Source organism: Pseudomonas grandcourensis (assembly GCF_039909015.1).
In the GTDB taxonomy this organism is placed as follows: Bacteria; Pseudomonadota; Gammaproteobacteria; order Pseudomonadales; family Pseudomonadaceae; genus Aquipseudomonas; species Aquipseudomonas grandcourensis.
Map to the genome: position 1 here is coordinate 1,965,566 of NZ_CP150919.1, position 18,068 is coordinate 1,983,633.

Consider the following 18,068-nt stretch of genomic DNA (forward strand, 5'->3'; position numbering starts at 1 on the left):
AGCCATGTCTGTCGTCGGCGCTGGCGCACCTGGTTGCTGATTCGTCTCATGCTGCCCTCTGCTGATTCCAGACGCCCACGGCGTCGAACACCCGGGCGGCCTGTTCTTCTGTCAGCGAGATCTGGGCGGGAATGGCGATCCAGCCGGAAGCGACCCGATGATTCGGATTGCTCTCGGCGACCAGGTCCTTGTAGGTTTCCTCGATCACGTCTTCAAGGTGCGTGGCCAGATAGTTGCCTTGGGGCGCAACCTCTACCGATTTGGTGTAGCGGTGCCCGCGCTGATCGCGACACTGGACGCTGAGGTAGATCGTCCAACGGTGAGCAAAGTCGCAGACCGCGTCCGCGAGGCGCTGGCCTGGCGGGATGCTCTTGCAACTCTTCCAGTTGATCATGCCCTGGCGGCCGCTGGGATCGATGTTCACCACCGCGACGTGGTTGGTGCTGAGCAGTGCCCGGCAGGATCGCTCGACTCGTGCCCGCATGTTGTTGGGCTTTCGCTTGCTCATAGAGACTCCGTGATACGCCTCAATGCGATCCGTTCTGCGTGGGAGGGGGAAGGGCGACGGCGCTTCAAAATGGTGTCGCGGTCGATCTTGTCCGAGCGGGGTGGACGCGGCTCGGTCTTGAAGGCGGCAGCTGGTTCAGCCTTGCCGCCGGCGCCGAAGAACTGATCCAGTTTTCGGTTCAAGTCGTCGATCATCGAGTCCCGCGGGTGAGGCATTGGTACGCCGATCATCATTGCGCTCCGTAGTAAGCGAACACAGTGAGCATCACGGCCATGCCGGTAACCCAGCGAAGCGCGATACGGCCGAAACGGCGGGCAGTCATGCCAACGGACTGGACGAAGTCGGCGTTGTCTTCGAGTTCTTGCGCGTAATGGCAGGCGCTGTCGTGACCTGCTCGGGCGCCACGGGATAGACCGGTGGATCGCTCGACCACGTCGAAGCAGTTCTTGCCCAACGGCACGACATTAAAGCGTGGCACCCGCACCGGCTCGTCGCGACCGATCATCTGGTACATCTCCGAGGTGGACATTGAGAGGCGATCCCGCAACACCTGCAGGACCGCTTGTTTTTGGCGAATGGTCTGGTTCATCACGATTCCTTCATGTGAGCTGCGGTTATTCGTCAGCACTCGGGCCGCCTGCTGGTTGCCGTTGGGCGCAGGGGAGAGTGCTGGCGGATAAAGGCAGAGAAGGGGATACCCAGGCCCGCTACTGGCGTCGGCCTGGGTTTGTTTCATCAGCGGTGGTCCATATGCGCTCGGGCTGGCTACCAGCTCAGGGCTGGCCGATGCGCGGTGACATCGACGCCACAACTGTCCGCTGCCTGTCTGGATGTGCAGCGCAGCCTTCAGGCTTTCTGCGCTACGAAGGTGAAGCCGTTAATGCTGCATTGGTGCAAATCCTCCGTGCTTGAGATGGAAAACCTTTTCCGGTTAGGTGCAATTTGTTTCCGATTGCCGCCGGAAGGGGCGGGGCGCATTGCTTGCCGGGTCATTCACACGGTTCAGGCGTTTCACCATCGAGCAGCCGTCCAGGTTGTTCCTGTCGTTGGCAGGCTTTCGGGCCTGTCTGCTCGCCGGTCGCCGGTAGAGGCAATGCGGTCTGTTGTTTGTTGCGCTGACTGTTAAAGAGCGACGAGCCGGTTTTGCTCTGGCGCCCTGTTCGTTGGCGTTGAAGTGAATTTAGCCATGAGCTAAAGATTGGTCAATAGCTTCAAGCTAAATAATTTAGCTTTTAGTGAAATTTTAGAGCCGGGGGAGGTTGTGAGCGGTAATTCATCGTTGGTCTTTACGCGGGGATTAGCATCAAGCTAATATTCTGAAAGGCTGTACATGCATACAGTAATAAAGGAGTAGTTGATGGCAAGCCCGCAGAAGAAAAAACCGCAAGAGTCAAAGCCGATGTCCGGAGTGGAGCGCCTGACTCTCAGAGTTTCCAACATGATCAACCACCCAATAGCTCAGGATCGGAAGTGGGCGACGATCCATCGGCTTGACACCGATGGTGATAGAGAGTGGGAGGAGGTGATGGGTGCACTCGCCGATGTGGACGGTATCGAGATGACCTTCAACGACGAGGACGATTCGGTTACGCTGCGGTGGGAAGCTCCAGCGGATGAAGACCCGCGTGCAGAAGTTCAAGAAGAGTTCGATGCGCTGGAAGAGCCAGCACCTTTCTGACAGGCACAAAAAAGCCCGCTGAAGTGGCGGGCTTTGGCTTGTTGCAATCGGTCAGGCTTTTCTGGCGTTCCAGATCAGCAGCACCTTCGCGTGAATGGTTACGTCATCGATCCGTGCCGTCTGGTTTTCATAGTGCGGGTTGTCAGAAATCAGCCGGTAATGATCCTCGTCGATGCGCATAACTCGCTTGATATAGAGCTCGTGATGCCAGGTCAAAACGTAGATCCCTTCACCGATGAAGTCTCGTACACCCTTATCGACAATGACCAAATCCTTGTCATTAATGGTGCCCTCCATGCTCTGGCCCCACCCGTTGATCATCCCCAGGGATGTCTTGGACGTGTAGGTGATGCCTTTCTCGCGCAGGATTTCCTCGCGCACCACTAGATTTCGAACAACTTCCGTGTAGTCAGGTGGAACCTGGCCATGGCCCATTGCTGCTCGAATGTCGTACTGAGGAATGACGATTTCTTCATTGGTGGGGCGCAGGCTTGCGAGGCTCACCGAGAGCTGATGAGGCAGCCCATCGTCAGGCTCTTCGGCAGCGGCGACAATCCGATCTCGCGCCTCAATCGAGAGGCCCTTCACCTTTGCAAGCATTCGCTTTACTTGATCAGTGGCCGATGAATTTGATTCGGCGGCTGGCGCCACGGTAATTTCTTTCGAATCATGACTGACCGACTCCTCGTCGGTCGGTAGTGAGTCAAACCATCCTCGCGGCAACTTCTCCACCAACTCAATCCGGCGAGCAACGTCATCGCCCAGGTTCTTGGCGGTCTTATCCGAAAGGATTTGGCTCAAGTGCGCAGGCGCCATACCCCAGCGCTCGGCGCAGGCACCCTTTTTTTGATCGCCGATCAATTTGATCAGTTGGCGCTTGCGAATCGCGTAGATATCCATACGAGCAAGAATGCCATTCTTTAGCTCAATGCTAAATGTGCTCACAGCTAAATATTCCTTGCTCAGATATTAGCCCTGAGCTAAATTTCTCCTACGTTTTAGGAGAGTCCCTATGAATGACCACTTGCGCGATTGGCTAGCCAACGCAGCTGTCGATCGACGTCAGCTGGTTGCTGACGCCGCGAAGACCACCGTCGGACATCTTTGGCAGCTTGCAGGCGGTCACAGGAAAGCATCTGCCGAACTTGCCGAGCGTCTTCAAGACGCCTCGGATGGCGAGATCACCATCGCTGGTTTACGACCTGACCTTGTCGAGCTTGCACACAAGGTGCTTCGTGGCGCGGCCTGACAACGCTTCTGTGAGAAACATTTTGCAGTGCGTGATGGCACGCCGCTACTGAAACAAAAACGAGGTTTTACGAATGGACGAATTTCTGCGGGCTTGCCAAAGCGCGGTCCTCGATAACGAAGCAAAGGTGCTGGCCGGCCAGATGGGCGTCCCTCACGTGAGCCTGCTGCAGCGTGCGAACCCGGATAACGACGCCCACCACCTCACCATCGAGCATCTGTTCGGGATTCTGCTGCATACCGGCGATATGCGGCCGCTCGCCGCCTTGGCTGATCAGTTCGGTTTCGACCTGGTGAAAAAGGAAGCCCCAGCCCCGAAGACGCTCACGGCTTCGATGATGCACGTCGGCAAAGAAATCGCTGACCTGACCATCGCGGTGCACTCGGCTCTCGACGACGGGCACGTCAGTCAGATCGAGAAGCAGGGCATCCGCAAGGAAATCGAGCATGTCCGGAGCGAACTGAGCGTGATGGAGCAGTCGGTGAAGGTCGCTTGAGAAGTTGGGGCGCGACGATAACGAAACTGCACCGGCGGGGGCTGGTGAGCAATGAAAGCGTAGTTGGCAGTTAAGCCGATCGCGCCAGGAAGACCATTAGGGGAAAGGAAATGGACGGCAAGACATCAGGACGTGTGGGGACATTGAACGCTGAGAGCGGTAGCTCAGTCAGCGGGATTGGTCACGTCTGCAGGAAAGTAATCGCCTGAATCGCAGGCACAAAAAAGCCGGTGGCTAGACCGGCTTCTTCACAACGCAAAACACTGAGGGGGCATTATGAACACGATCGCTACTCCCGGCAACACCCGCTATGTCGTGACACTTTTCGATCAATCGGAAAGTGTGTCACGACACTATGTCACAGCAGTTTCTGAGACTGGAGATCAGCTGTGAGCACCATAATCATGAGCTTGTGCTGGCCACTCCAGGGCATGAGCGGGCCGCAGAAGGCTGTGCTGATCTCGTTGGCGGACAACGCAAACGATGAAGGCGTTTGCTGGCCATCGGTTGCCCGTATCGCGGAACGGACTTGCCTTGCTGAAAGGACCGTTCAGACGGCCATCAAGTGGCTGGGCCAGGTTGGCCTGCTGTCTGTTCGTGAGCGGATGGGCCGCTCGACGATGTACACCTTAACCCCGGCAGCATATGCACCCCCGCAAGAGTTGCACCCCGCAGCAGATGCACCATCACCCCCGCAGCTCACGACAGAAACCCCCGCAGCAGCCGCACCCAGAACCGTAATAGAACCACCAAGTGAACCGTCACCTCTTGGCGACGATGAGCAGCCACCCAAGATTTCGAAATCGAAGTGCCCAACTCAGGCAATCGTCGATTTGTTCAACAAAACGATCCCAGAGTTTCCTCGGGTCGTGATGCTGACCAAAGATCGGATCACCAAGATCACTGCCCGCTGGAACGAGAACAGCGTGCACCAGGATCTTCAATTCTGGGCTGAGTACTTCGCTCTGGTGCGCTCGAGCAAGTTCCTGATGGGGGAGGTTGCCTCCGCCGGCAGCAACCCATTCCGCTGCAACTTCGACTGGTTGATTGCCCCGAGTAACTTCGTGAAGGTCATTGAGGGTAATTACCATGCGTGATCCGTACAGCATCGAGGCCGAACACGGCCTGCTGGGCGCGATGATGCAGCGCCCTGAATTGATCGACTCCCTGAGCGACGACCTGTCCGCCGAATCGTTCTACTTCCCGGCAAACGCCGAGGTGTACCGGGGGATCATGGCGGTCCGCTCGGCCGGCAAGTCTGTCGACTTCCTCACGGTGGGTGACCACGTTGGCGACTTGCCGGATGGCAGTCCTGCTTTTGCCTACTGCGCCGAAATCGTAAACGGTACTCCCAGCGTTGCCAGCGCCAAGACCTACGCGGGAATCGTGCGAGAGCGGGCAATCGAACGGTCCCTGTTTGAACTTGGCAGCCAGGCCATGGATATCGCGCACAGCGATCAGGATGTGCAGGCGAAAATCGCCGCCGTCCAGGCTGCGGCCATGGCCATTGATTGCGGCTCGGGTGATGACGACATCGTGAAGGTTGGTGACGTGCTGGACGACCAGCTGGAAGTTTGGCAAGAGCGCCATGACCGTCATGCCCGCGGTGAAACACTGATCGGCCTGTCGACCGGCCTGAAGGACTTGGACGAAAAGCTGGGCGGCCTGCAGCCGGATCACCTGTACATCGTTGCGGGCCGTCCCGCCATGGGCAAGACCACGCTCGCCATGGGTTTCGTTGTCGAGGCGGCGGTGCGCCAGAGCAAGTCTGCGCTCGTCATCAGTCTGGAGATGAACAAAGGCCAACTGCTGGACCGGGCGGTGGCGTCCGAGGGTCGTATTCCGCTCACGCTGGTGAAGAACGGAACGGCATGCCAGAGCCACGGGGCTGAACTCTGCGCCGCCGCCGGTGTGCTTCGTCGCGCTCCGCTGTACATCGCCGATCGGGCCGGCTCGTCGATTGGTCGAATCCGCTCGCTGGCTCGCCGCCACAAGATGCGTTACGGCCTGGACCTGCTGATGATCGACTACCTGCAATTGCTGGAAGGCGAGGGCGGCAATCGAACGGAGGAGGTCAGCAGCATCAGTCGCGGCTGCAAGCTGCTCGCCAAGGAACTGGGCATCCCTGTTGTGCTACTGAGCCAGCTCTCCCGCAAATGCGAAGAACGCCCGAACAAGCGACCAATCCCCTCGGACTTGAGGGAATCCGGCGCCATCGAGCAGGACGCCGACGTGATCCTGTTCGTGTACCGCGACGAGGTCTATCACGAAAACACCGAAGCCAAAGGCATTGCCGAAATCATCATCGGCAAGGGTCGCGACATCGAAATGGGCACTGTCCGCGCGGCCTTCCTTGGCCAATACAACCGTTTTGAAAACCTTGCTGCAGGGTGGAAACCAGAGCCGGTCGAGCAACCGGAAAAGGTAACCAGTCTGGCCAGCCGTTACCGCCAAAAGGACAAGTTCTGATGGACTCGACGCGACTCGCTGTTCCCAATCCGACCAACTACCGCTTCGCGGTGTTCTGCTGCTCTTACAAGATGGAGTTGGGCAGTACTCCCGATCACGCCTTGGCGCTGTTTGCCGACGAGGCCATGGCCAATCGGTATGGCGCATGGATGTGGCCTACAACGTTCGAGGTGGTGGACCGTCTCGCCCAGTCGGAGACCACCGATTGAACATACTGATCAAGACCCTGACCGTGAAACTGTCAGATGCCGAGATTCAGCGCAACGCCAAGCTTGAGCATGTGCGCGACCTGCGTGATGCCAGTCACCCCGCGCTGCACTTTCGTTTTGCGAAGAATCGCGCGCGTGGCTCCTGGTACCTGCTGAACAAACGCCAGTGGCATCGCATCGGCGGCTTTCCGGACCTGAGCACCAAGCAGGTGGTCGCTGCGTTGCCGGCGGTGCGATTACGAGTGGCTGCTGATGGCGCGGCCAGCGTTTCGGGTTGGGTCACCGTCGGTGAGCTGCTCGATTGGTTCGCCGACCGCATGGCGCGCTCGCGTGCGCTCTCTGACAAGCGCCGGTCAGCCGGCAAGTCGGCCATCAGTTGCCAGCTCAAGCCGCGCCTGGATGATTTGCTGATTCGTGACGTCAATGCCCAGACCCTGGACAAGCTGCTGATGTGGCCGGCTCAGGAAGAGTTGTCGCTGTCGTACGTCCAGCAGCTATACCGCCTGCTCGCGGTGGCCTTTCGTCAGGCCCGCAAACTGGACCTGATCCCCGTCAACCCGATGGCCGAGCTCAAGTTCATCAACTTCACGACGGCGCGCATCTTGCCCAAGCCCGCCCGCCTGCGTGATGTTCAGTTGCCCGAGCTGGTGGCGCAACTGGCCGAGCGCTTCGAGCGTGCGCCGGCTGACGCCATGCTGGCCCTGATGATGCTCTGCCACGGTACCCGCATCGGCGAAACCCGCCAATCTCGCTGGGCCGACATTGCGCTGACTGAGCGTGAGTGGTTCCTGCCGGCCGAACATACGAAGAGCAAGACCGAGCTGCGGGTGCCACTGACTGACCAGGTGTGCGCGTTGCTGCGCCGCTACCGTGATCGACAGGCCGCCCAAGGGTACGAGGGGCCATTCCTGTTCCCATCTCGCCGGGGGAAGCCGCTGAGCGATAACCAGGCCAGTGCCGTGTTTACCCGATTGGGGCAGGGTGCCTGGACCAGCCACGACCTGCGCAAGGTGGCGCGTACCGCCTGGACTGACCTCGGCGTTGACGGGCACATCGGCGAGATGCTGCTGAACCACTCCCTCGGCAAGATCGCGTCGACGTACATCAACACTCAGGCCAAGGAGCAGCGTCGGCTGGCTCTGGTGAAGTGGCACAACTGGTTAGATGAGCGCGGCTTCAAGGCGATTCACGCGCAGACAGGCGTTAGATATGAAGATTCGCAAAACATCGTAGACGCCTTGAATGGCGCGGCTTGCGAGTCGATTCCGCAATTTGTTAAGGGCGAGGTTTAAAAGCGATGAAAAAGCAGCATGGCCCCGTCTTCAAAGCTGATCAGCTCGACCTGGCTCAGTGCTCAATTTGTCGGGGCAAGGCGGTTGTGAAGGGCGTCTTTCACGAATTGGCCTGCGTCCAGTGCAACGCCTCCGGCTGGGTGTCGGCTGACACTGGCGAGGCGCTGCCGCTGGAAGTGCTGGTCACGCAGTTGAGCATTCGACTTCAAGCTGCCGAAGAGCAGATCGCCAAGATTCACTGCTTCAAGCCTGCATCTGGGCCTGAGGCTGCATATGAACAGAACAACCGCCGCGGCGCCGGCGGCACCAACTTCACCGGGGATTGAGGGAACGCCATGGGCATCTACAAAGACGTAATGGGCACACTGGTCCGGGTACTGGCCGCCGACAACATCGACAACAGCACCAAGCAGTCTTGGCAGAAGCTGATCGACGCTGACCTTCGCCAAGGCGGTACCGGCAGTTCACTGTCGGTGCGCGACAAGTTCGACTATGACTGCTGCCTCTATGCGCTGCTGCACCGTCAGCTTGAACCGGCCCAGTGGGATGTGCTGGTCGCCAAGTACTCGACACACAAAGCCAATAAGGTTGCTGCCATCGGCCGCCTGGTGGCCCGCATGGTTTCCCCTGCGCCACAACTGTTCATCTACAAGGCGCTCACTGCATGGGCCATCCCCAAGCTGAAGGGTGTCCAGACCGGCAAGCGCTCCACCGACATGATCGTGCTGCCGGCCGAGTTCTACGACATGAACACCTGGGACGTAGAAGGAAAGCCAGAGTCGACGCGCCGGCGTTGGAAGACCGGTATCGCAAAGCGTCTGGAGTCGCTGGAAGATGCCGCTGTGATCCATGCAACCGAGATATTCGACCGAGAAGAAATCTTCATTGATGCCGCTTGACGTAGTGGCGGAATGATCGTAATTTACCCGCATCATGTCGATCTTGCGCGTTATGAGAGACGACTTATAAAGCCCGGCCATTGCGTCGGGCTTTTTTGTTGCCAAGATTTGTGGATGTGGCGATAGTCCGGTTACATCCAACTATTTCAAATCGAGGGCAACATGCTACGAAATAAAGACTTGGCTTTATCCCTTTTGCTGATTGTAGAAGGCCGATCTGACATAGGAGGGTTCGGGCTTCCACAGCTCAGAGAGGTTTATTTGGAGAGTAATGGTTCATTCGGAAACGAAGAAATCTACCATTTGGATCTCTTGGTCGCTGATGGATACCTGTTGAAGAAAGTTGCCTCTGAATTGCTCGCTGCTTCGGTCCAGTTGACATGGAAGGGGCACGATTTGATTGACGAACTCAGGTCAGAGCTAAATCGTTGATTCCGCTTTGACTACCCCGAATAAATCGGGGTTTTCACTCCAGTAAGGCTTGGATTTTGCCGGCCTTATAGCAAGACATCGAATCTATTTGAGCCTCGGCATTTGCCGGGGCTTTTTCGTTTCCGGCCCCACCACACCCATCGCTCCGAGCTGGGTGTGCTGCTGGGGCCGGACCTATACCGCTCCCCGCGAGGGAGGAATCCGAGATGCCGAACATGCCCGACAAACCAGATACCTGGCTGCTTGTGCTCGCCTGGCTGAGTCAGCATTCCCCAACGATCTATGCCGGTGCGTTATCGGCCATCGTCGGTGCGTTGCGGATTATCTACGGCGGCGGCACGCGGCGTCAGGCTTTGCTTGAGGCGTCGCTCTGCACGTTGATCACCATTGGCCTGATCCCATTGCTGGAGTACTTCGGCCTGCCGCAGAACTTCGCCACTGCCGCCGGTGTGTTCATCGGCTTCCTCGGGGTGAAGAAGATCGCTGACCTAGCTGATCGGTTCGCTGACTTCAAGCTGCCTCGGCGGGCTGAGTGATGGTCAGGCTGAAGACGTTGGGCTCAAGGGTGAAGGAAGGTGCAGGCTCTCGGCTCAAGGTCATCACCCCAGGCAGTTGGAGGAGTGACAAGACCAGCAGCCAGCGCGGGTACGGCTACAAGTGGCAGAAGGCGCGAGAGCGCTATCTGCTTGATCATCCGCTCTGTTTGTACTGTGCGCGCCAAGGCCTGACGGCTGCGGCCAGCGTGGTCGACCACAAGGTCCCGCATCGTGGTGATCAGGAACTGTTCTGGAGTGAAGCCAACTGGCAGCCGCTCTGCAAGCCTTGCCATGACTCGGTCAAGCAGGCCGAGGAAGCCGCCGGGCTCGCGGATTGACTTTCTGCCCCGTCTTGGTGCGGTTTCAGGCCTCTGACCCGGGGGGGGTAAAAATCTGGCCCCGACCGGGGACTAGACCGCCCTCGACCCCACGCACACATTTTTTCCCAATTTACGGAAAAGTTAACCATGGCTTTAACCGACAAAAAGCGACGGTTTGCTGACGCTTTGCAGTCGGGAGCCTCAAAAAGAGACGCGGCAATTGCCGCCGGATACTCCGAGAAAACCGCGTCGCAAGCGGGTTCCAAGCTGGCGAAGGACCCCGATGTTATTGCCGCGATTGCTCGCAAGACTCGAGTGAAGAACGCCACTCCGGCAGAAGTTAAAGCTGCGGGGAAAGTTAACTCGTCAGCGGTAGCTGGGGCACCCGAAGATGGCCTGGTCTTCGCCGAGTTCGATGACCCCCGCGACTTCCTGGTGGCGGTCATGAACGAGCAGGCCGCCGAGCCAAGGCTTCGGGTCGACGCCGCCAAGGCGCTGATGCCGTACATCCACGGCAAGGTTGCCGATCAAGGGAAGAAAGATGCCGTTGCCGATGCTGCGAAGCAGGCGGGGAAGGGCAGGTACGCACGGGGCAAGCCGCCCCTCACAATCGTCAAGGGGTGACTTATGCAGTGGACAACCGCCTGCCCGGACTGGTGGCGGCGGCTTTCTGCGGGTGAGTCCATCATTCCGCCGCCGTTGTTTCCAGCCGAAGCGGAAGAAAGTCTTGAGGTCTTCAAGGGCCTGAAGATAGTTGATGCGCCTGGAAGCCCGACGATTGAGTCAGCTTGCGCACCTTGGGTTCTGGCGTTCGCCGGCGCTGTGTTCGGTAGCTACAACAGCGAGACCGGCGAGCGGCTGATTCGGGAGGTCATGCTTTGCATCCCGAAGAAAAACAGCAAATCGACGATCGCTGCGGCGATCATGCTGACAGCTCTGGTGCGCAACTGGCGGCTATCGGCTGAGTTCATCATCCTGGCCCCCACCAAGGAGATCGCAGATAACGCCTTCGTCCCAGCCAAGGACATGGTCAACAACGACGATGAACTGAAAACACTGCTGCACGTCCAGCCGCACCTGCGGCTCATTACTCACCGCGAGACGGGAGCCACGCTGAAGGTAGTGGCTGCGGATAGCGATGTGGTTGGTGGTAAAAAAGCCGTCGGCGTTCTGATCGATGAAGCCTGGCTGTTCGGCAAGAACCCGAAAGCGGCGGACATGATCCGCGAAGCTACGGGCGGTCTGCTGTCCAGGCCCGAAGGTTTCATCATCTGGCTGACCACACAATCGAACGAACCACCGGCCGGCGTCTTCAGATCAAAGCTGAACTATGCCCGCGGCGTGCGGGATGGCCGGATCGATGACAACCGCTTCCTGCCGATCATCTACGAATTCTCGCAGGAGATGATCAAAAGCGGCGACGCGCGGAAGCCTGAAAACTTCCACCTGGTAAACCCGAACATCAACTACTCGGTCGACCGGCCAACGCTGGAACGCTTGTTCATGCAGGCGGAGATCGACGGCGAAGCAGAGGTGCGCGGCTTCCTGGCCAAACACCTGAACATCGAGATCGGCCTGGCGCTGATGTCCGACAGCTGGGTCGGAGCAGCCTTCTGGGAGCCGCAAGCGCTGTCGGGCCTCAGCTTCGATTCATTGCTCGAGCAGTGCGAGGTCGTTGAAGTCGGTGTCGATGGTGGCGGTCTCGACGACTTGCTGGGCTTGGCCGTGATGGGGCGCGTACGCGAAACCCGTCAGTGGTTGCACTGGGCGCATGCCTGGGCGCACCCATCGGTGTTGGAACGGCGCAAGTCCGAGGCGCCGCGGTTGCTGGATCTGGCGGCCGTCGGCGATCTGACCTTGGTTCAAAAGATCGGTGATGACGTTGAACAGCTCGCAGCAATCGTGGCGCGGATCAATGAGGCCGGTTTGCTCGACAAGGTTGGTCTCGACCCCGCTGGAATTGGTGCCGTGCTTGATGCCTTGGCAGACGCCGGCATCGAAGAGGACCAGGTCGTCGGTGTCTCCCAGGGTTGGAAACTCACCGGCGCGATCAAGACCACCGAACGCAAACTCGCCGAGGGCGCACTGCTGCATTGCGGTCAGCCGCTCATGGCCTGGAGCTGCGGCAATGCCAAGGGCGTGCCATCGGCCAACGCCTTTCTGATCACCAAGCAGGCTTCGGGTACGGCAAAGATCGACCCGCTCATGGCCACGTTCAACGCTGTCTCGCTGTTGTCCCTCAATCCCGAGGCGCGCGGTGGCCTGGACGATTACCTCAATAACGGATTCTTCGGACTAGTAGGCTGACCATGGCATTTCGTTGGTACAACCCCAGCACCTGGCGGTTCTTCGGCTACACCGATCCGACCACGGGCGACTATGTCGAAGTGGACATGGAGGTCGGCGGCAAGCGAACCAAGGCCGGCGTCACCATAACAACCAGGACCGCGCTGTCGATCAGCATGGTCTGGTCCTGCGTGAAGATCCTGTCGGAGTCGCTCAGCGGCTTACCGCTGAAACTGTACGACGACAAAGCAACAGGCCGGGAACAGGTACCGGAGACCGACCGTGCATTAAAGCTTCTGCGAAAACCCAATCCCTACATGACGATGCTGAACTTTCTGAAGTTCATCGTTGTGAACATGGCGATGAAGGGCAATGCGTTTGCGCTGATCGAGCGCAATGTCCACGGCACACCGATCGGTTTAGTGCCCGTCTCCACGGACACGGTGTCAATCGACACCGACGGTGAGCTGATTTATTGGGTGGCGCCAAAGGGTGGGGCCCCGTTCCCGGTATCACCCGAAAACATGCTGCACTTCAAACTGTTCAGTCTGGATGGCGTCACCGGGTTGTCGCCCATCGAGTACCAGGCCGAGACCATGGGTCTTGCCAAGGCGGGCCAGGATTGGTCTTCCCGTTTCATGCGCAAGGGTGGTTTCACCGGCGGCTATGTGATCTACGAGCAGTTCCTGACCAAGCAGCAACAGGCGCAGGTCATGGAGAAGTTCCCGGATGTCCGCCAGGGCGACTCGGCGGACATCGGCAAGATGGCCATTCTTCAGGGCAACCCTAAGATCGTGCCGGCGGGTCTCAGTCAGAAAGACGCGCAGTTCATCGAGTCGCAACAATTCCAAGAAGAGGCAATGGCCGGCATCTATGGCGTTCCGCTGTGGCTGGCCAACCGTGCCAATAAGACCTCGATCATGGGTTCGAACCTTGAGCAGCAGCTCACTGGGTTCATCACCTTCGGCCTCAAGCCCTACATCGACGCGGTCGAGGACGAGTTCAACGACAAAATGTTTCGTTCCTCCTCGCGATTCGTCGAGTTCGTGGTCGAGGGATTGCTGCGCGCCGACAGCGCTGGCCGCGCCACTTACTTCCAGGCGGCCCTCGGTGGTTCCGGCGGATCTGGCTGGATGTCGGTCAACGATGTTCGAAAAAAAGAGAATCTGCCGCCCCTGTCCGGAGCGGAGTACGACCGGGTCACCCGATGGGAGATGCAGACCAATGTCAAAGCTTGAAGTCCCGTTTGAACTCAAGGCGGTGGATGACGCTGGCAATTTTGAAGGCTATGCCGCGGTGTTCAACAACGTCGACCTCGGCGATGACGTCATCCTGCCAGGTGCTTTTACCCGGGTGAAGGCCACCCGCAGCGGCAAGTTGAAGCTTGCCCTTTACCACGACCTGACTCGGCTGGTCGGGGCTGCTGACTACACCCAGGACGATCATGGCCTGCTCCTCAAAGGGCGCGTAAATCTGGCAGTCAGCTATGCCCGCGATGCCTACGAGCTGATGAAGGCAGAAATCCTCGACAGCATGTCGATTGGCTTCAACACCATCAAGGCAGATTTTGAGGATCGCGCCGGGCGTCGCGTCCGGATCATCAAGGAGGCCGAATTGTGGGAAGCCTCCTTTGTGCCATTCGGCATGAACCCCGAGGCGCAAATTCTCACCGTTAAATCCGACATTCGACTTTTCGAGAGCGCCCTGCGTGAACGCATCGGGCTCTCGCAGAAGGAAGCGGCGGCAGTCGCTTCGCTCGGCTATCCCGCGCTACGCCGTGACGGCGGCAGCGAGGCCACGGCGATCGTGGAAGAGCTGAAAGAAATTTCCACCTTATTCGCTACTACATTCGGAGCAAAGCCATGAGCGAAGTGAAAGAACTGAAGGACTCCCTGGAGCTGCAGCTGAAAACCGGCTTCAAGGGGTTGCAAGAGAAATATGACTCGGCCATTGCCGAGGTGCAGAAGGGCAACGAAGTCGCGGGAGATCTGAAAAAGCAGATCGAAAACCAGAAAGGCGAGCTGCAGAAAGTCATCGACCAGGTGCAGGACCTGGAACAGAAAGGCGTCAAGCTGCGCGGCCTGCCCGGCGAGGGCAAGAGCTTCATCGATCTGGTCGGTGGTCACGAAAATTACAAGGGACTGCAACAAAAAAGCGTCAGCACCGCCGAGATAGAAGTCACCAAGTCCGACATGGCCAGCATGAAGGAAATGAAGGTCACCAGCGCCGGCGTCGTGGCGCCAAACTACGATCCAGTGATCCAGCCAGGCATTCGCCAGGAGCTGCGCATCCGCGATCTGTTGACGACCATTCCGGTGACCGGTCAGAACTACACCTACTTCCGCGAGAACTTGCACACCCGTGGCGCCGCGCCGGTGGCGGAGGGCGGCTTGAAGCCCACGAGCAACGTGACCTTCACCACCGAAACCGATCGGGTCAAAAAGATCGCTGTCTGGATGCCGGCCACCGACGAAGTACTGTCGGACGTGCCTCAGATGTTCGCCTACTTGCAGCAGCTGCTGCGCTACGACCTCAAACTTGAGGAGGAAGGGCAGATCCTCAAGGGCGATGGCACCGGCGAGAACCTGAACGGCTTGATGACCCAGGCCACCAGCTACGACACTGGCCTGAGCAAAGCCGGCGACACTGCAATCGACCTGGTTCGACGCGCCATTTACCAGGTCCGCAAACAATCGAAAATGTCCGCTGACGGCGTCGTCATGACGGAGCTCGACTGGATGAATATCGAGCTGCAAAAAGACGGCGAGAACCGTTACCTGTTTGCCAACCTGCAGGGCCTGGTCACGCCAATCCTGTGGGGCCGCCCAGTCATCACCTCTGACAGCATGGACGAAGGTGACGTGGATGCCGGTGGCGAATTCCTGGTCGCGAACTTCGCACGATCCACCACGTTGTTCGACCGCATGTCGTTCCAGTTCAAGATGGGCTTGATCAACGATCAGTTCATCCGCAACGAAATTGCCCTGCTGGTCGAAGAGCGTTTGGGCCTGGGCGTTCGCCGCAAAGAGGCTCTGGTCAAGGGCAACTTCCCAACCGCGGCCTAATTCACCCCTGCTCATGGCCGGCATATCGCCGGCCTTTCTTTTCTGGAGACAGCATGAAAATTAAAGCACTGTGGGGCTTCGTGGGTAATGCCGAACTGCTCGGATCGGACTCGCCCAAGGTCAAGCGTGGCCAGGAGTTCGAGAACGCCGACGGCGAGTACGCCCACGTTTTGCTGGGCAAGGGACTGGCTGTCGAACTCGATGCCAATGGCAAACCAAAAAGCACGAAGCCCAAGGAATCCAAACCGACGACGCCGAAAGAGGCCAAGTAAATGCTCGACCTTGCCCGCGTAAAGCTCCACCTACGGGTGGACGGCGATGAAGAGGATTCGATCATCACCGGTTACCTCGATGCGGCCAAGGCGCATGTCGCGATGCACTGCGACCGGGTGTTGGTCGAGGCCACCCCGGTTGAACCCGAAGAGATGGGCCTGACTCCGGACGTTGAGCAGGCCATTCTCTTGCTCGTCGGTCACTGGTACGCCAACCGTGAAGCTGTGGTCATCGGGACGATTTCCTCGGCTGTTCCGCTCGCAGTCGAACGGCTGCTCTGGTACAGGAAGCGATTCTGATGAGAGCCGGCCCGATGAAACACCGCTGCGCGCTTCAGAAGCAGGAGCGCGTCCCGAATGGATCCGGCGGTTCCAATGTGACCTGGGCAGAGATCGGGAAGCTGTGGGCAGAAATCACACTGCCCACTGGGCGTATTGCGCCGGTAGCGGAACAGGTGACGGCCATAGTCACTGCTGAGGTCCGTGTCCGTCCGCGGCGAGATGTGGTCGCCGGTTGCCGCCTGGTGGAAGTAGTTGGCGGTATTACCACCACTTACCTGATCGAAGCGGCATTGCTCGATAACGACCGAACAATGCTTCGGCTTCTGTGTTCAAACGTACCCAATCCATAGAGGTGAATCATGAAAGTCATAGCTTTGGGCAGCCTGTCCGGCGCCACTGGTGACCGGGAAAGGGGTGAGGAATTCACGGTAGACGACAAGCTCGGCGCCGACCTGGTCCAGCGGGGGCTGGTGGAGCCCGTCGCTGAGGTTGCACCTGCTTCCGACAAGCCTGGCAAGGTCAAGGAGTAACCCATGGCCGCCCGTCGTTCGCGGATGTCTGGTGACTTCAAGTTACGTCGGACCCTGCGCAACATCCACGCCACGATGGACAACGAGCTGGTGGGGGTGATGAAGGAGAGCGCTGACCGTATCCTGGCCACGATGAGGCAACTCATCCCCAAGGATACCGGCGCTGCGTCTGCGGCCCTGAAGGTGTTTGTTTCCAAGAGCGGTCTGAATGCCGAGATCGGCATCCGGGGAAAGCGCGACACCCAGCGTTTTTTCTACCTGCGCTTCCTTGAGTACGGAACGAAAGGGTACAGCGGCACCCTCTACCGGCGGGCTGATCGAAACGCGGTAGGTGGTGAGCACACCAACAACCGCGACAAATCGAAGCTGTCCGGGCGCCGCAACGCGTTGCGCGCTAGGGACACCAAGAACAAGTCGGACGGATCCACCTTCTATGGCAAGTACCCGGACATCCCGGCCCGACCGGCTCACCCTTGGCTGCGTCCATCAAAAGACGTGAATCGGGACTTTGTGCTGGCGAACATCCGCGCGGCTGTTGCTGATGCACTGCGCAAGGCAAGTGAAGGGGCGAGCAATGGCTGATCCATCTGTTGCACTGCAGGAAGCGCTGTTCGCGCGGCTGGAGGCCGAGATTTCGTGTCCGGTCTACGACGGTGCGCCAATGGATTCGCCGATGCCGTATGTCTCGTTTGATCGGGAGATATCCACCAACAGCTCGCCAATCGCTGGCAGGAAGCGCGAGCAGCGCCTGATCTACTTGTCTGTCTGGTCCGATGCTCATGGTCAAGCCGAAGCGAAGCGCATCATTGGCGAGATTGTTGCCGCCCTGGACGAGCGCAAACTGCCTTTGACGGTTGGCCGCGCTGTTTCGGTCAGGGTCGAGCAGACCGACGCCCAGCGCGATGCTGACGGCGTCACGTACCAGGGATCGATCACGGTCCGCGTTATCACCACCCACTGAACCCAAACCCCGGCCGCCCCGCGGCTTTATCCAATGTGCCTTTGGAGGAACCCCCATGGCCGAAGACAACCTCAATACAGCCGCCGGCTGCCGAATCTCTATCGGCAGCAAGAACGGCGCCGACACCGAAGCGCTCTACAAGGCCGACACCTACGTCGAAATTGGCGAGGTCGAAGACCTTGGCGAGTTTGGCGACACCTTCAGTTCCGTGACCTTCACCTCGCTGCGCGATGGCCGGGTGCGCAAGTACAAGGGCACTGCCGATGCTGGCGACCTGACCTTGGCCGTCGGCCTCGACAACGGCGACCTGGGCCAAGCCAAACTGAAAGTCGCTCACAAGGACCGCAGCAAGGGCGACTACAACATCAAGATCACGCTGAATGACGGCGATCCTGATGCCACCCCGGCGCTGTTGCCAACCACGTTCTATCTGCGCGGCAAGGTGATGAACAACACCGTCGCCGCTGGCGCCGCTGACAACGTGGTTCGCCGCAACGTCACGATCGGCATCAACTCCGACATCCTGGAAATCCTCCCGGCTGCCGCCGCCTAACCTGCGGGGCCTCGGCCCCGACTTACAAGGA

Annotated in this window: 27 protein-coding genes; 23 read left to right on the forward strand and 4 right to left on the reverse strand. The window is 58.9% G+C overall.

Translation table 11 applies throughout. From position 1 onward, the window contains the following. Nucleotides 1–46: 46 nt before the first annotated feature. The 3 genes from AABM52_RS08800 to AABM52_RS08810 are packed head-to-tail and all read right to left on the reverse strand — an operon-like array spanning nucleotide 47 to nucleotide 1,097. A complete protein-coding gene (locus AABM52_RS08800; protein ID WP_347911354.1) occupies nucleotides 47–508 on the reverse strand; it encodes a hypothetical protein in 462 nt (153 codons plus the stop codon). After that, nucleotides 505–741 (reverse strand): hypothetical protein, encoded by a 237-nt coding sequence (locus AABM52_RS08805; RefSeq protein WP_347911355.1) that lies wholly within the window; start codon nucleotides 739–741, stop codon nucleotides 505–507. The genes AABM52_RS08800 and AABM52_RS08805 overlap by 4 nt, the downstream gene beginning before the upstream one ends. Then, complete coding sequence (locus AABM52_RS08810) at nucleotides 738–1,097, reverse strand: hypothetical protein (RefSeq protein ID WP_347911356.1); 360 nt, start codon at nucleotides 1,095–1,097, stop codon at nucleotides 738–740. The genes AABM52_RS08805 and AABM52_RS08810 overlap by 4 nt, the downstream gene beginning before the upstream one ends. Nucleotides 1,098–1,865: 768 nt before the next feature. On the opposite strand from AABM52_RS08810, the gene AABM52_RS08815 reads away from it, so the two are divergent. Further along, nucleotides 1,866–2,186, forward strand: a complete 321-nt coding sequence (locus AABM52_RS08815; RefSeq protein ID WP_347911358.1) for a DUF1654 domain-containing protein — start codon at nucleotides 1,866–1,868, stop codon at nucleotides 2,184–2,186. A gap of 51 nt (nucleotides 2,187–2,237) precedes the next feature. Here AABM52_RS08815 and AABM52_RS08820 read toward each other — a convergent pair whose 3' ends face one another. Then, complete coding sequence (locus tag AABM52_RS08820) at nucleotides 2,238–3,086, reverse strand: S24 family peptidase (protein WP_347912600.1); 849 nt, start codon at nucleotides 3,084–3,086, stop codon at nucleotides 2,238–2,240. A gap of 112 nt (nucleotides 3,087–3,198) precedes the next feature. Here AABM52_RS08820 and AABM52_RS08825 point away from each other — a divergent pair, with 112 nt between their 5' ends. From AABM52_RS08825 to AABM52_RS08930, 22 genes are all read left to right on the forward strand, one after another. Further along, nucleotides 3,199–3,435, forward strand: a complete 237-nt coding sequence (locus AABM52_RS08825; protein ID WP_347911359.1) for a hypothetical protein — start codon at nucleotides 3,199–3,201, stop codon at nucleotides 3,433–3,435. A gap of 73 nt (nucleotides 3,436–3,508) precedes the next feature. Further along, nucleotides 3,509–3,931, forward strand: coding sequence for a phage regulatory CII family protein (locus tag AABM52_RS08830; protein WP_347911360.1), 423 nt, complete (start codon nucleotides 3,509–3,511; stop codon nucleotides 3,929–3,931). A gap of 389 nt (nucleotides 3,932–4,320) precedes the next feature. Then, nucleotides 4,321–5,028, forward strand: a complete 708-nt coding sequence (locus AABM52_RS08835) for a helix-turn-helix domain-containing protein (protein WP_347911361.1) — start codon at nucleotides 4,321–4,323, stop codon at nucleotides 5,026–5,028. After that, nucleotides 5,021–6,400 carry a replicative DNA helicase gene (dnaB, locus tag AABM52_RS08840; RefSeq protein ID WP_347911362.1) on the forward strand — a complete coding sequence of 460 codons (1,380 nt, stop codon included), beginning with the start codon at nucleotides 5,021–5,023 and terminating at the stop codon, nucleotides 6,398–6,400. The genes AABM52_RS08835 and dnaB overlap by 8 nt, the downstream gene beginning before the upstream one ends. Continuing rightward, nucleotides 6,400–6,609, forward strand: coding sequence for a hypothetical protein (locus AABM52_RS08845; protein WP_347911363.1), 210 nt, complete (start codon nucleotides 6,400–6,402; stop codon nucleotides 6,607–6,609). The genes dnaB and AABM52_RS08845 overlap by 1 nt, the downstream gene beginning before the upstream one ends. Next, entirely contained in the window at nucleotides 6,606–7,901 is a 1,296-nt protein-coding gene (locus AABM52_RS08850; protein WP_347911364.1) for a site-specific integrase, read from the forward strand. The genes AABM52_RS08845 and AABM52_RS08850 overlap by 4 nt, the downstream gene beginning before the upstream one ends. Before the next feature lie 5 nt (nucleotides 7,902–7,906). After that, nucleotides 7,907–8,227, forward strand: a complete 321-nt coding sequence (locus AABM52_RS08855) for a hypothetical protein (protein WP_347911365.1) — start codon at nucleotides 7,907–7,909, stop codon at nucleotides 8,225–8,227. Between the two features lie 9 nt (nucleotides 8,228–8,236). After that, a complete protein-coding gene (locus AABM52_RS08860; protein ID WP_347911366.1) occupies nucleotides 8,237–8,800 on the forward strand; it encodes a hypothetical protein in 564 nt (187 codons plus the stop codon). Nucleotides 8,801–9,438: 638 nt separating this feature from the next. After that, the gene (locus tag AABM52_RS08865; RefSeq protein ID WP_347911367.1) at nucleotides 9,439–9,768 is read left to right on the forward strand and encodes a phage holin, lambda family; all 330 of its coding nucleotides are present in this window, start codon (nucleotides 9,439–9,441) and stop codon (nucleotides 9,766–9,768) included. Beyond that, complete coding sequence (locus AABM52_RS08870; protein WP_347911368.1) at nucleotides 9,768–10,106, forward strand: HNH endonuclease; 339 nt, start codon at nucleotides 9,768–9,770, stop codon at nucleotides 10,104–10,106. Before AABM52_RS08865 ends, AABM52_RS08870 begins: the two co-directional genes overlap by 1 nt. Nucleotides 10,107–10,235: 129 nt before the next feature. After that, entirely contained in the window at nucleotides 10,236–10,712 is a 477-nt protein-coding gene (locus tag AABM52_RS08875; RefSeq protein WP_347911369.1) for a terminase small subunit, read from the forward strand. A 3-nt stretch (nucleotides 10,713–10,715) separates the two neighbouring features. Continuing rightward, the gene (locus tag AABM52_RS08880) at nucleotides 10,716–12,395 is read left to right on the forward strand and encodes a terminase large subunit (protein WP_150715327.1); all 1,680 of its coding nucleotides are present in this window, start codon (nucleotides 10,716–10,718) and stop codon (nucleotides 12,393–12,395) included. A gap of 2 nt (nucleotides 12,396–12,397) precedes the next feature. Further along, the gene (locus tag AABM52_RS08885) at nucleotides 12,398–13,612 is read left to right on the forward strand and encodes a phage portal protein (protein WP_347911370.1); all 1,215 of its coding nucleotides are present in this window, start codon (nucleotides 12,398–12,400) and stop codon (nucleotides 13,610–13,612) included. Further along, a complete protein-coding gene (locus AABM52_RS08890) occupies nucleotides 13,599–14,240 on the forward strand; it encodes an HK97 family phage prohead protease (RefSeq protein ID WP_347911371.1) in 642 nt (213 codons plus the stop codon). Before AABM52_RS08885 ends, AABM52_RS08890 begins: the two co-directional genes overlap by 14 nt. Further along, nucleotides 14,237–15,439 carry a phage major capsid protein gene (locus AABM52_RS08895; protein WP_347911372.1) on the forward strand — a complete coding sequence of 401 codons (1,203 nt, stop codon included), beginning with the start codon at nucleotides 14,237–14,239 and terminating at the stop codon, nucleotides 15,437–15,439. Before AABM52_RS08890 ends, AABM52_RS08895 begins: the two co-directional genes overlap by 4 nt. 53 nt (nucleotides 15,440–15,492) lie before the next feature. Next, on the forward strand, nucleotides 15,493–15,711 hold the full coding sequence (locus tag AABM52_RS08900) for a hypothetical protein (protein WP_347911373.1): 219 nt from the start codon (nucleotides 15,493–15,495) through the stop codon (nucleotides 15,709–15,711). Then, a complete protein-coding gene (locus AABM52_RS08905; protein WP_347911374.1) occupies nucleotides 15,712–16,011 on the forward strand; it encodes a head-tail connector protein in 300 nt (99 codons plus the stop codon). Continuing rightward, complete coding sequence (locus tag AABM52_RS08910; protein WP_347911375.1) at nucleotides 16,011–16,343, forward strand: head-tail adaptor protein; 333 nt, start codon at nucleotides 16,011–16,013, stop codon at nucleotides 16,341–16,343. The genes AABM52_RS08905 and AABM52_RS08910 overlap by 1 nt, the downstream gene beginning before the upstream one ends. Nucleotides 16,344–16,352: 9 nt before the next feature. Beyond that, the gene (locus AABM52_RS08915) at nucleotides 16,353–16,523 is read left to right on the forward strand and encodes a hypothetical protein (protein ID WP_347911376.1); all 171 of its coding nucleotides are present in this window, start codon (nucleotides 16,353–16,355) and stop codon (nucleotides 16,521–16,523) included. A 3-nt stretch (nucleotides 16,524–16,526) separates the two neighbouring features. Further along, nucleotides 16,527–17,105 carry an HK97-gp10 family putative phage morphogenesis protein gene (locus tag AABM52_RS08920; RefSeq protein ID WP_347911377.1) on the forward strand — a complete coding sequence of 193 codons (579 nt, stop codon included), beginning with the start codon at nucleotides 16,527–16,529 and terminating at the stop codon, nucleotides 17,103–17,105. Next, complete coding sequence (locus tag AABM52_RS08925; RefSeq protein WP_347911379.1) at nucleotides 17,098–17,484, forward strand: DUF3168 domain-containing protein; 387 nt, start codon at nucleotides 17,098–17,100, stop codon at nucleotides 17,482–17,484. Before AABM52_RS08920 ends, AABM52_RS08925 begins: the two co-directional genes overlap by 8 nt. A 55-nt stretch (nucleotides 17,485–17,539) precedes the next feature. Then, a complete protein-coding gene (locus tag AABM52_RS08930; protein ID WP_347911380.1) occupies nucleotides 17,540–18,037 on the forward strand; it encodes a hypothetical protein in 498 nt (165 codons plus the stop codon). Nucleotides 18,038–18,068: the final 31 nt, after the last annotated feature.

Coding starts and splice junctions, on each gene's coding strand:
- AABM52_RS08800 (WP_347911354.1), bottom strand. CDS start 508: ATGAGCAAGCGAAAGCCCAACAACATGCGGGCACGAGTCGAGCGATCC.
- AABM52_RS08805 (WP_347911355.1), bottom strand. CDS start 741: ATGATGATCGGCGTACCAATGCCTCACCCGCGGGACTCGATGATCGAC.
- AABM52_RS08810 (WP_347911356.1), bottom strand. CDS start 1,097: ATGAACCAGACCATTCGCCAAAAACAAGCGGTCCTGCAGGTGTTGCGG.
- AABM52_RS08815 (WP_347911358.1), top strand. CDS start 1,866: ATGGCAAGCCCGCAGAAGAAAAAACCGCAAGAGTCAAAGCCGATGTCC.
- AABM52_RS08820 (WP_347912600.1), bottom strand. CDS start 3,086: ATGGATATCTACGCGATTCGCAAGCGCCAACTGATCAAATTGATCGGC.
- AABM52_RS08825 (WP_347911359.1), top strand. CDS start 3,199: ATGAATGACCACTTGCGCGATTGGCTAGCCAACGCAGCTGTCGATCGA.
- AABM52_RS08830 (WP_347911360.1), top strand. CDS start 3,509: ATGGACGAATTTCTGCGGGCTTGCCAAAGCGCGGTCCTCGATAACGAA.
- dnaB (WP_347911362.1), top strand. CDS start 5,021: ATGCGTGATCCGTACAGCATCGAGGCCGAACACGGCCTGCTGGGCGCG.
- AABM52_RS08845 (WP_347911363.1), top strand. CDS start 6,400: ATGGACTCGACGCGACTCGCTGTTCCCAATCCGACCAACTACCGCTTC.
- AABM52_RS08855 (WP_347911365.1), top strand. CDS start 7,907: ATGAAAAAGCAGCATGGCCCCGTCTTCAAAGCTGATCAGCTCGACCTG.
- AABM52_RS08860 (WP_347911366.1), top strand. CDS start 8,237: ATGGGCATCTACAAAGACGTAATGGGCACACTGGTCCGGGTACTGGCC.
- AABM52_RS08865 (WP_347911367.1), top strand. CDS start 9,439: ATGCCGAACATGCCCGACAAACCAGATACCTGGCTGCTTGTGCTCGCC.
- AABM52_RS08870 (WP_347911368.1), top strand. CDS start 9,768: ATGGTCAGGCTGAAGACGTTGGGCTCAAGGGTGAAGGAAGGTGCAGGC.
- AABM52_RS08875 (WP_347911369.1), top strand. CDS start 10,236: ATGGCTTTAACCGACAAAAAGCGACGGTTTGCTGACGCTTTGCAGTCG.
- AABM52_RS08880 (WP_150715327.1), top strand. CDS start 10,716: ATGCAGTGGACAACCGCCTGCCCGGACTGGTGGCGGCGGCTTTCTGCG.
- AABM52_RS08885 (WP_347911370.1), top strand. CDS start 12,398: ATGGCATTTCGTTGGTACAACCCCAGCACCTGGCGGTTCTTCGGCTAC.
- AABM52_RS08890 (WP_347911371.1), top strand. CDS start 13,599: ATGTCAAAGCTTGAAGTCCCGTTTGAACTCAAGGCGGTGGATGACGCT.
- AABM52_RS08895 (WP_347911372.1), top strand. CDS start 14,237: ATGAGCGAAGTGAAAGAACTGAAGGACTCCCTGGAGCTGCAGCTGAAA.
- AABM52_RS08900 (WP_347911373.1), top strand. CDS start 15,493: ATGAAAATTAAAGCACTGTGGGGCTTCGTGGGTAATGCCGAACTGCTC.
- AABM52_RS08905 (WP_347911374.1), top strand. CDS start 15,712: ATGCTCGACCTTGCCCGCGTAAAGCTCCACCTACGGGTGGACGGCGAT.
- AABM52_RS08910 (WP_347911375.1), top strand. CDS start 16,011: ATGAGAGCCGGCCCGATGAAACACCGCTGCGCGCTTCAGAAGCAGGAG.
- AABM52_RS08915 (WP_347911376.1), top strand. CDS start 16,353: ATGAAAGTCATAGCTTTGGGCAGCCTGTCCGGCGCCACTGGTGACCGG.
- AABM52_RS08920 (WP_347911377.1), top strand. CDS start 16,527: ATGGCCGCCCGTCGTTCGCGGATGTCTGGTGACTTCAAGTTACGTCGG.
- AABM52_RS08925 (WP_347911379.1), top strand. CDS start 17,098: ATGGCTGATCCATCTGTTGCACTGCAGGAAGCGCTGTTCGCGCGGCTG.
- AABM52_RS08930 (WP_347911380.1), top strand. CDS start 17,540: ATGGCCGAAGACAACCTCAATACAGCCGCCGGCTGCCGAATCTCTATC.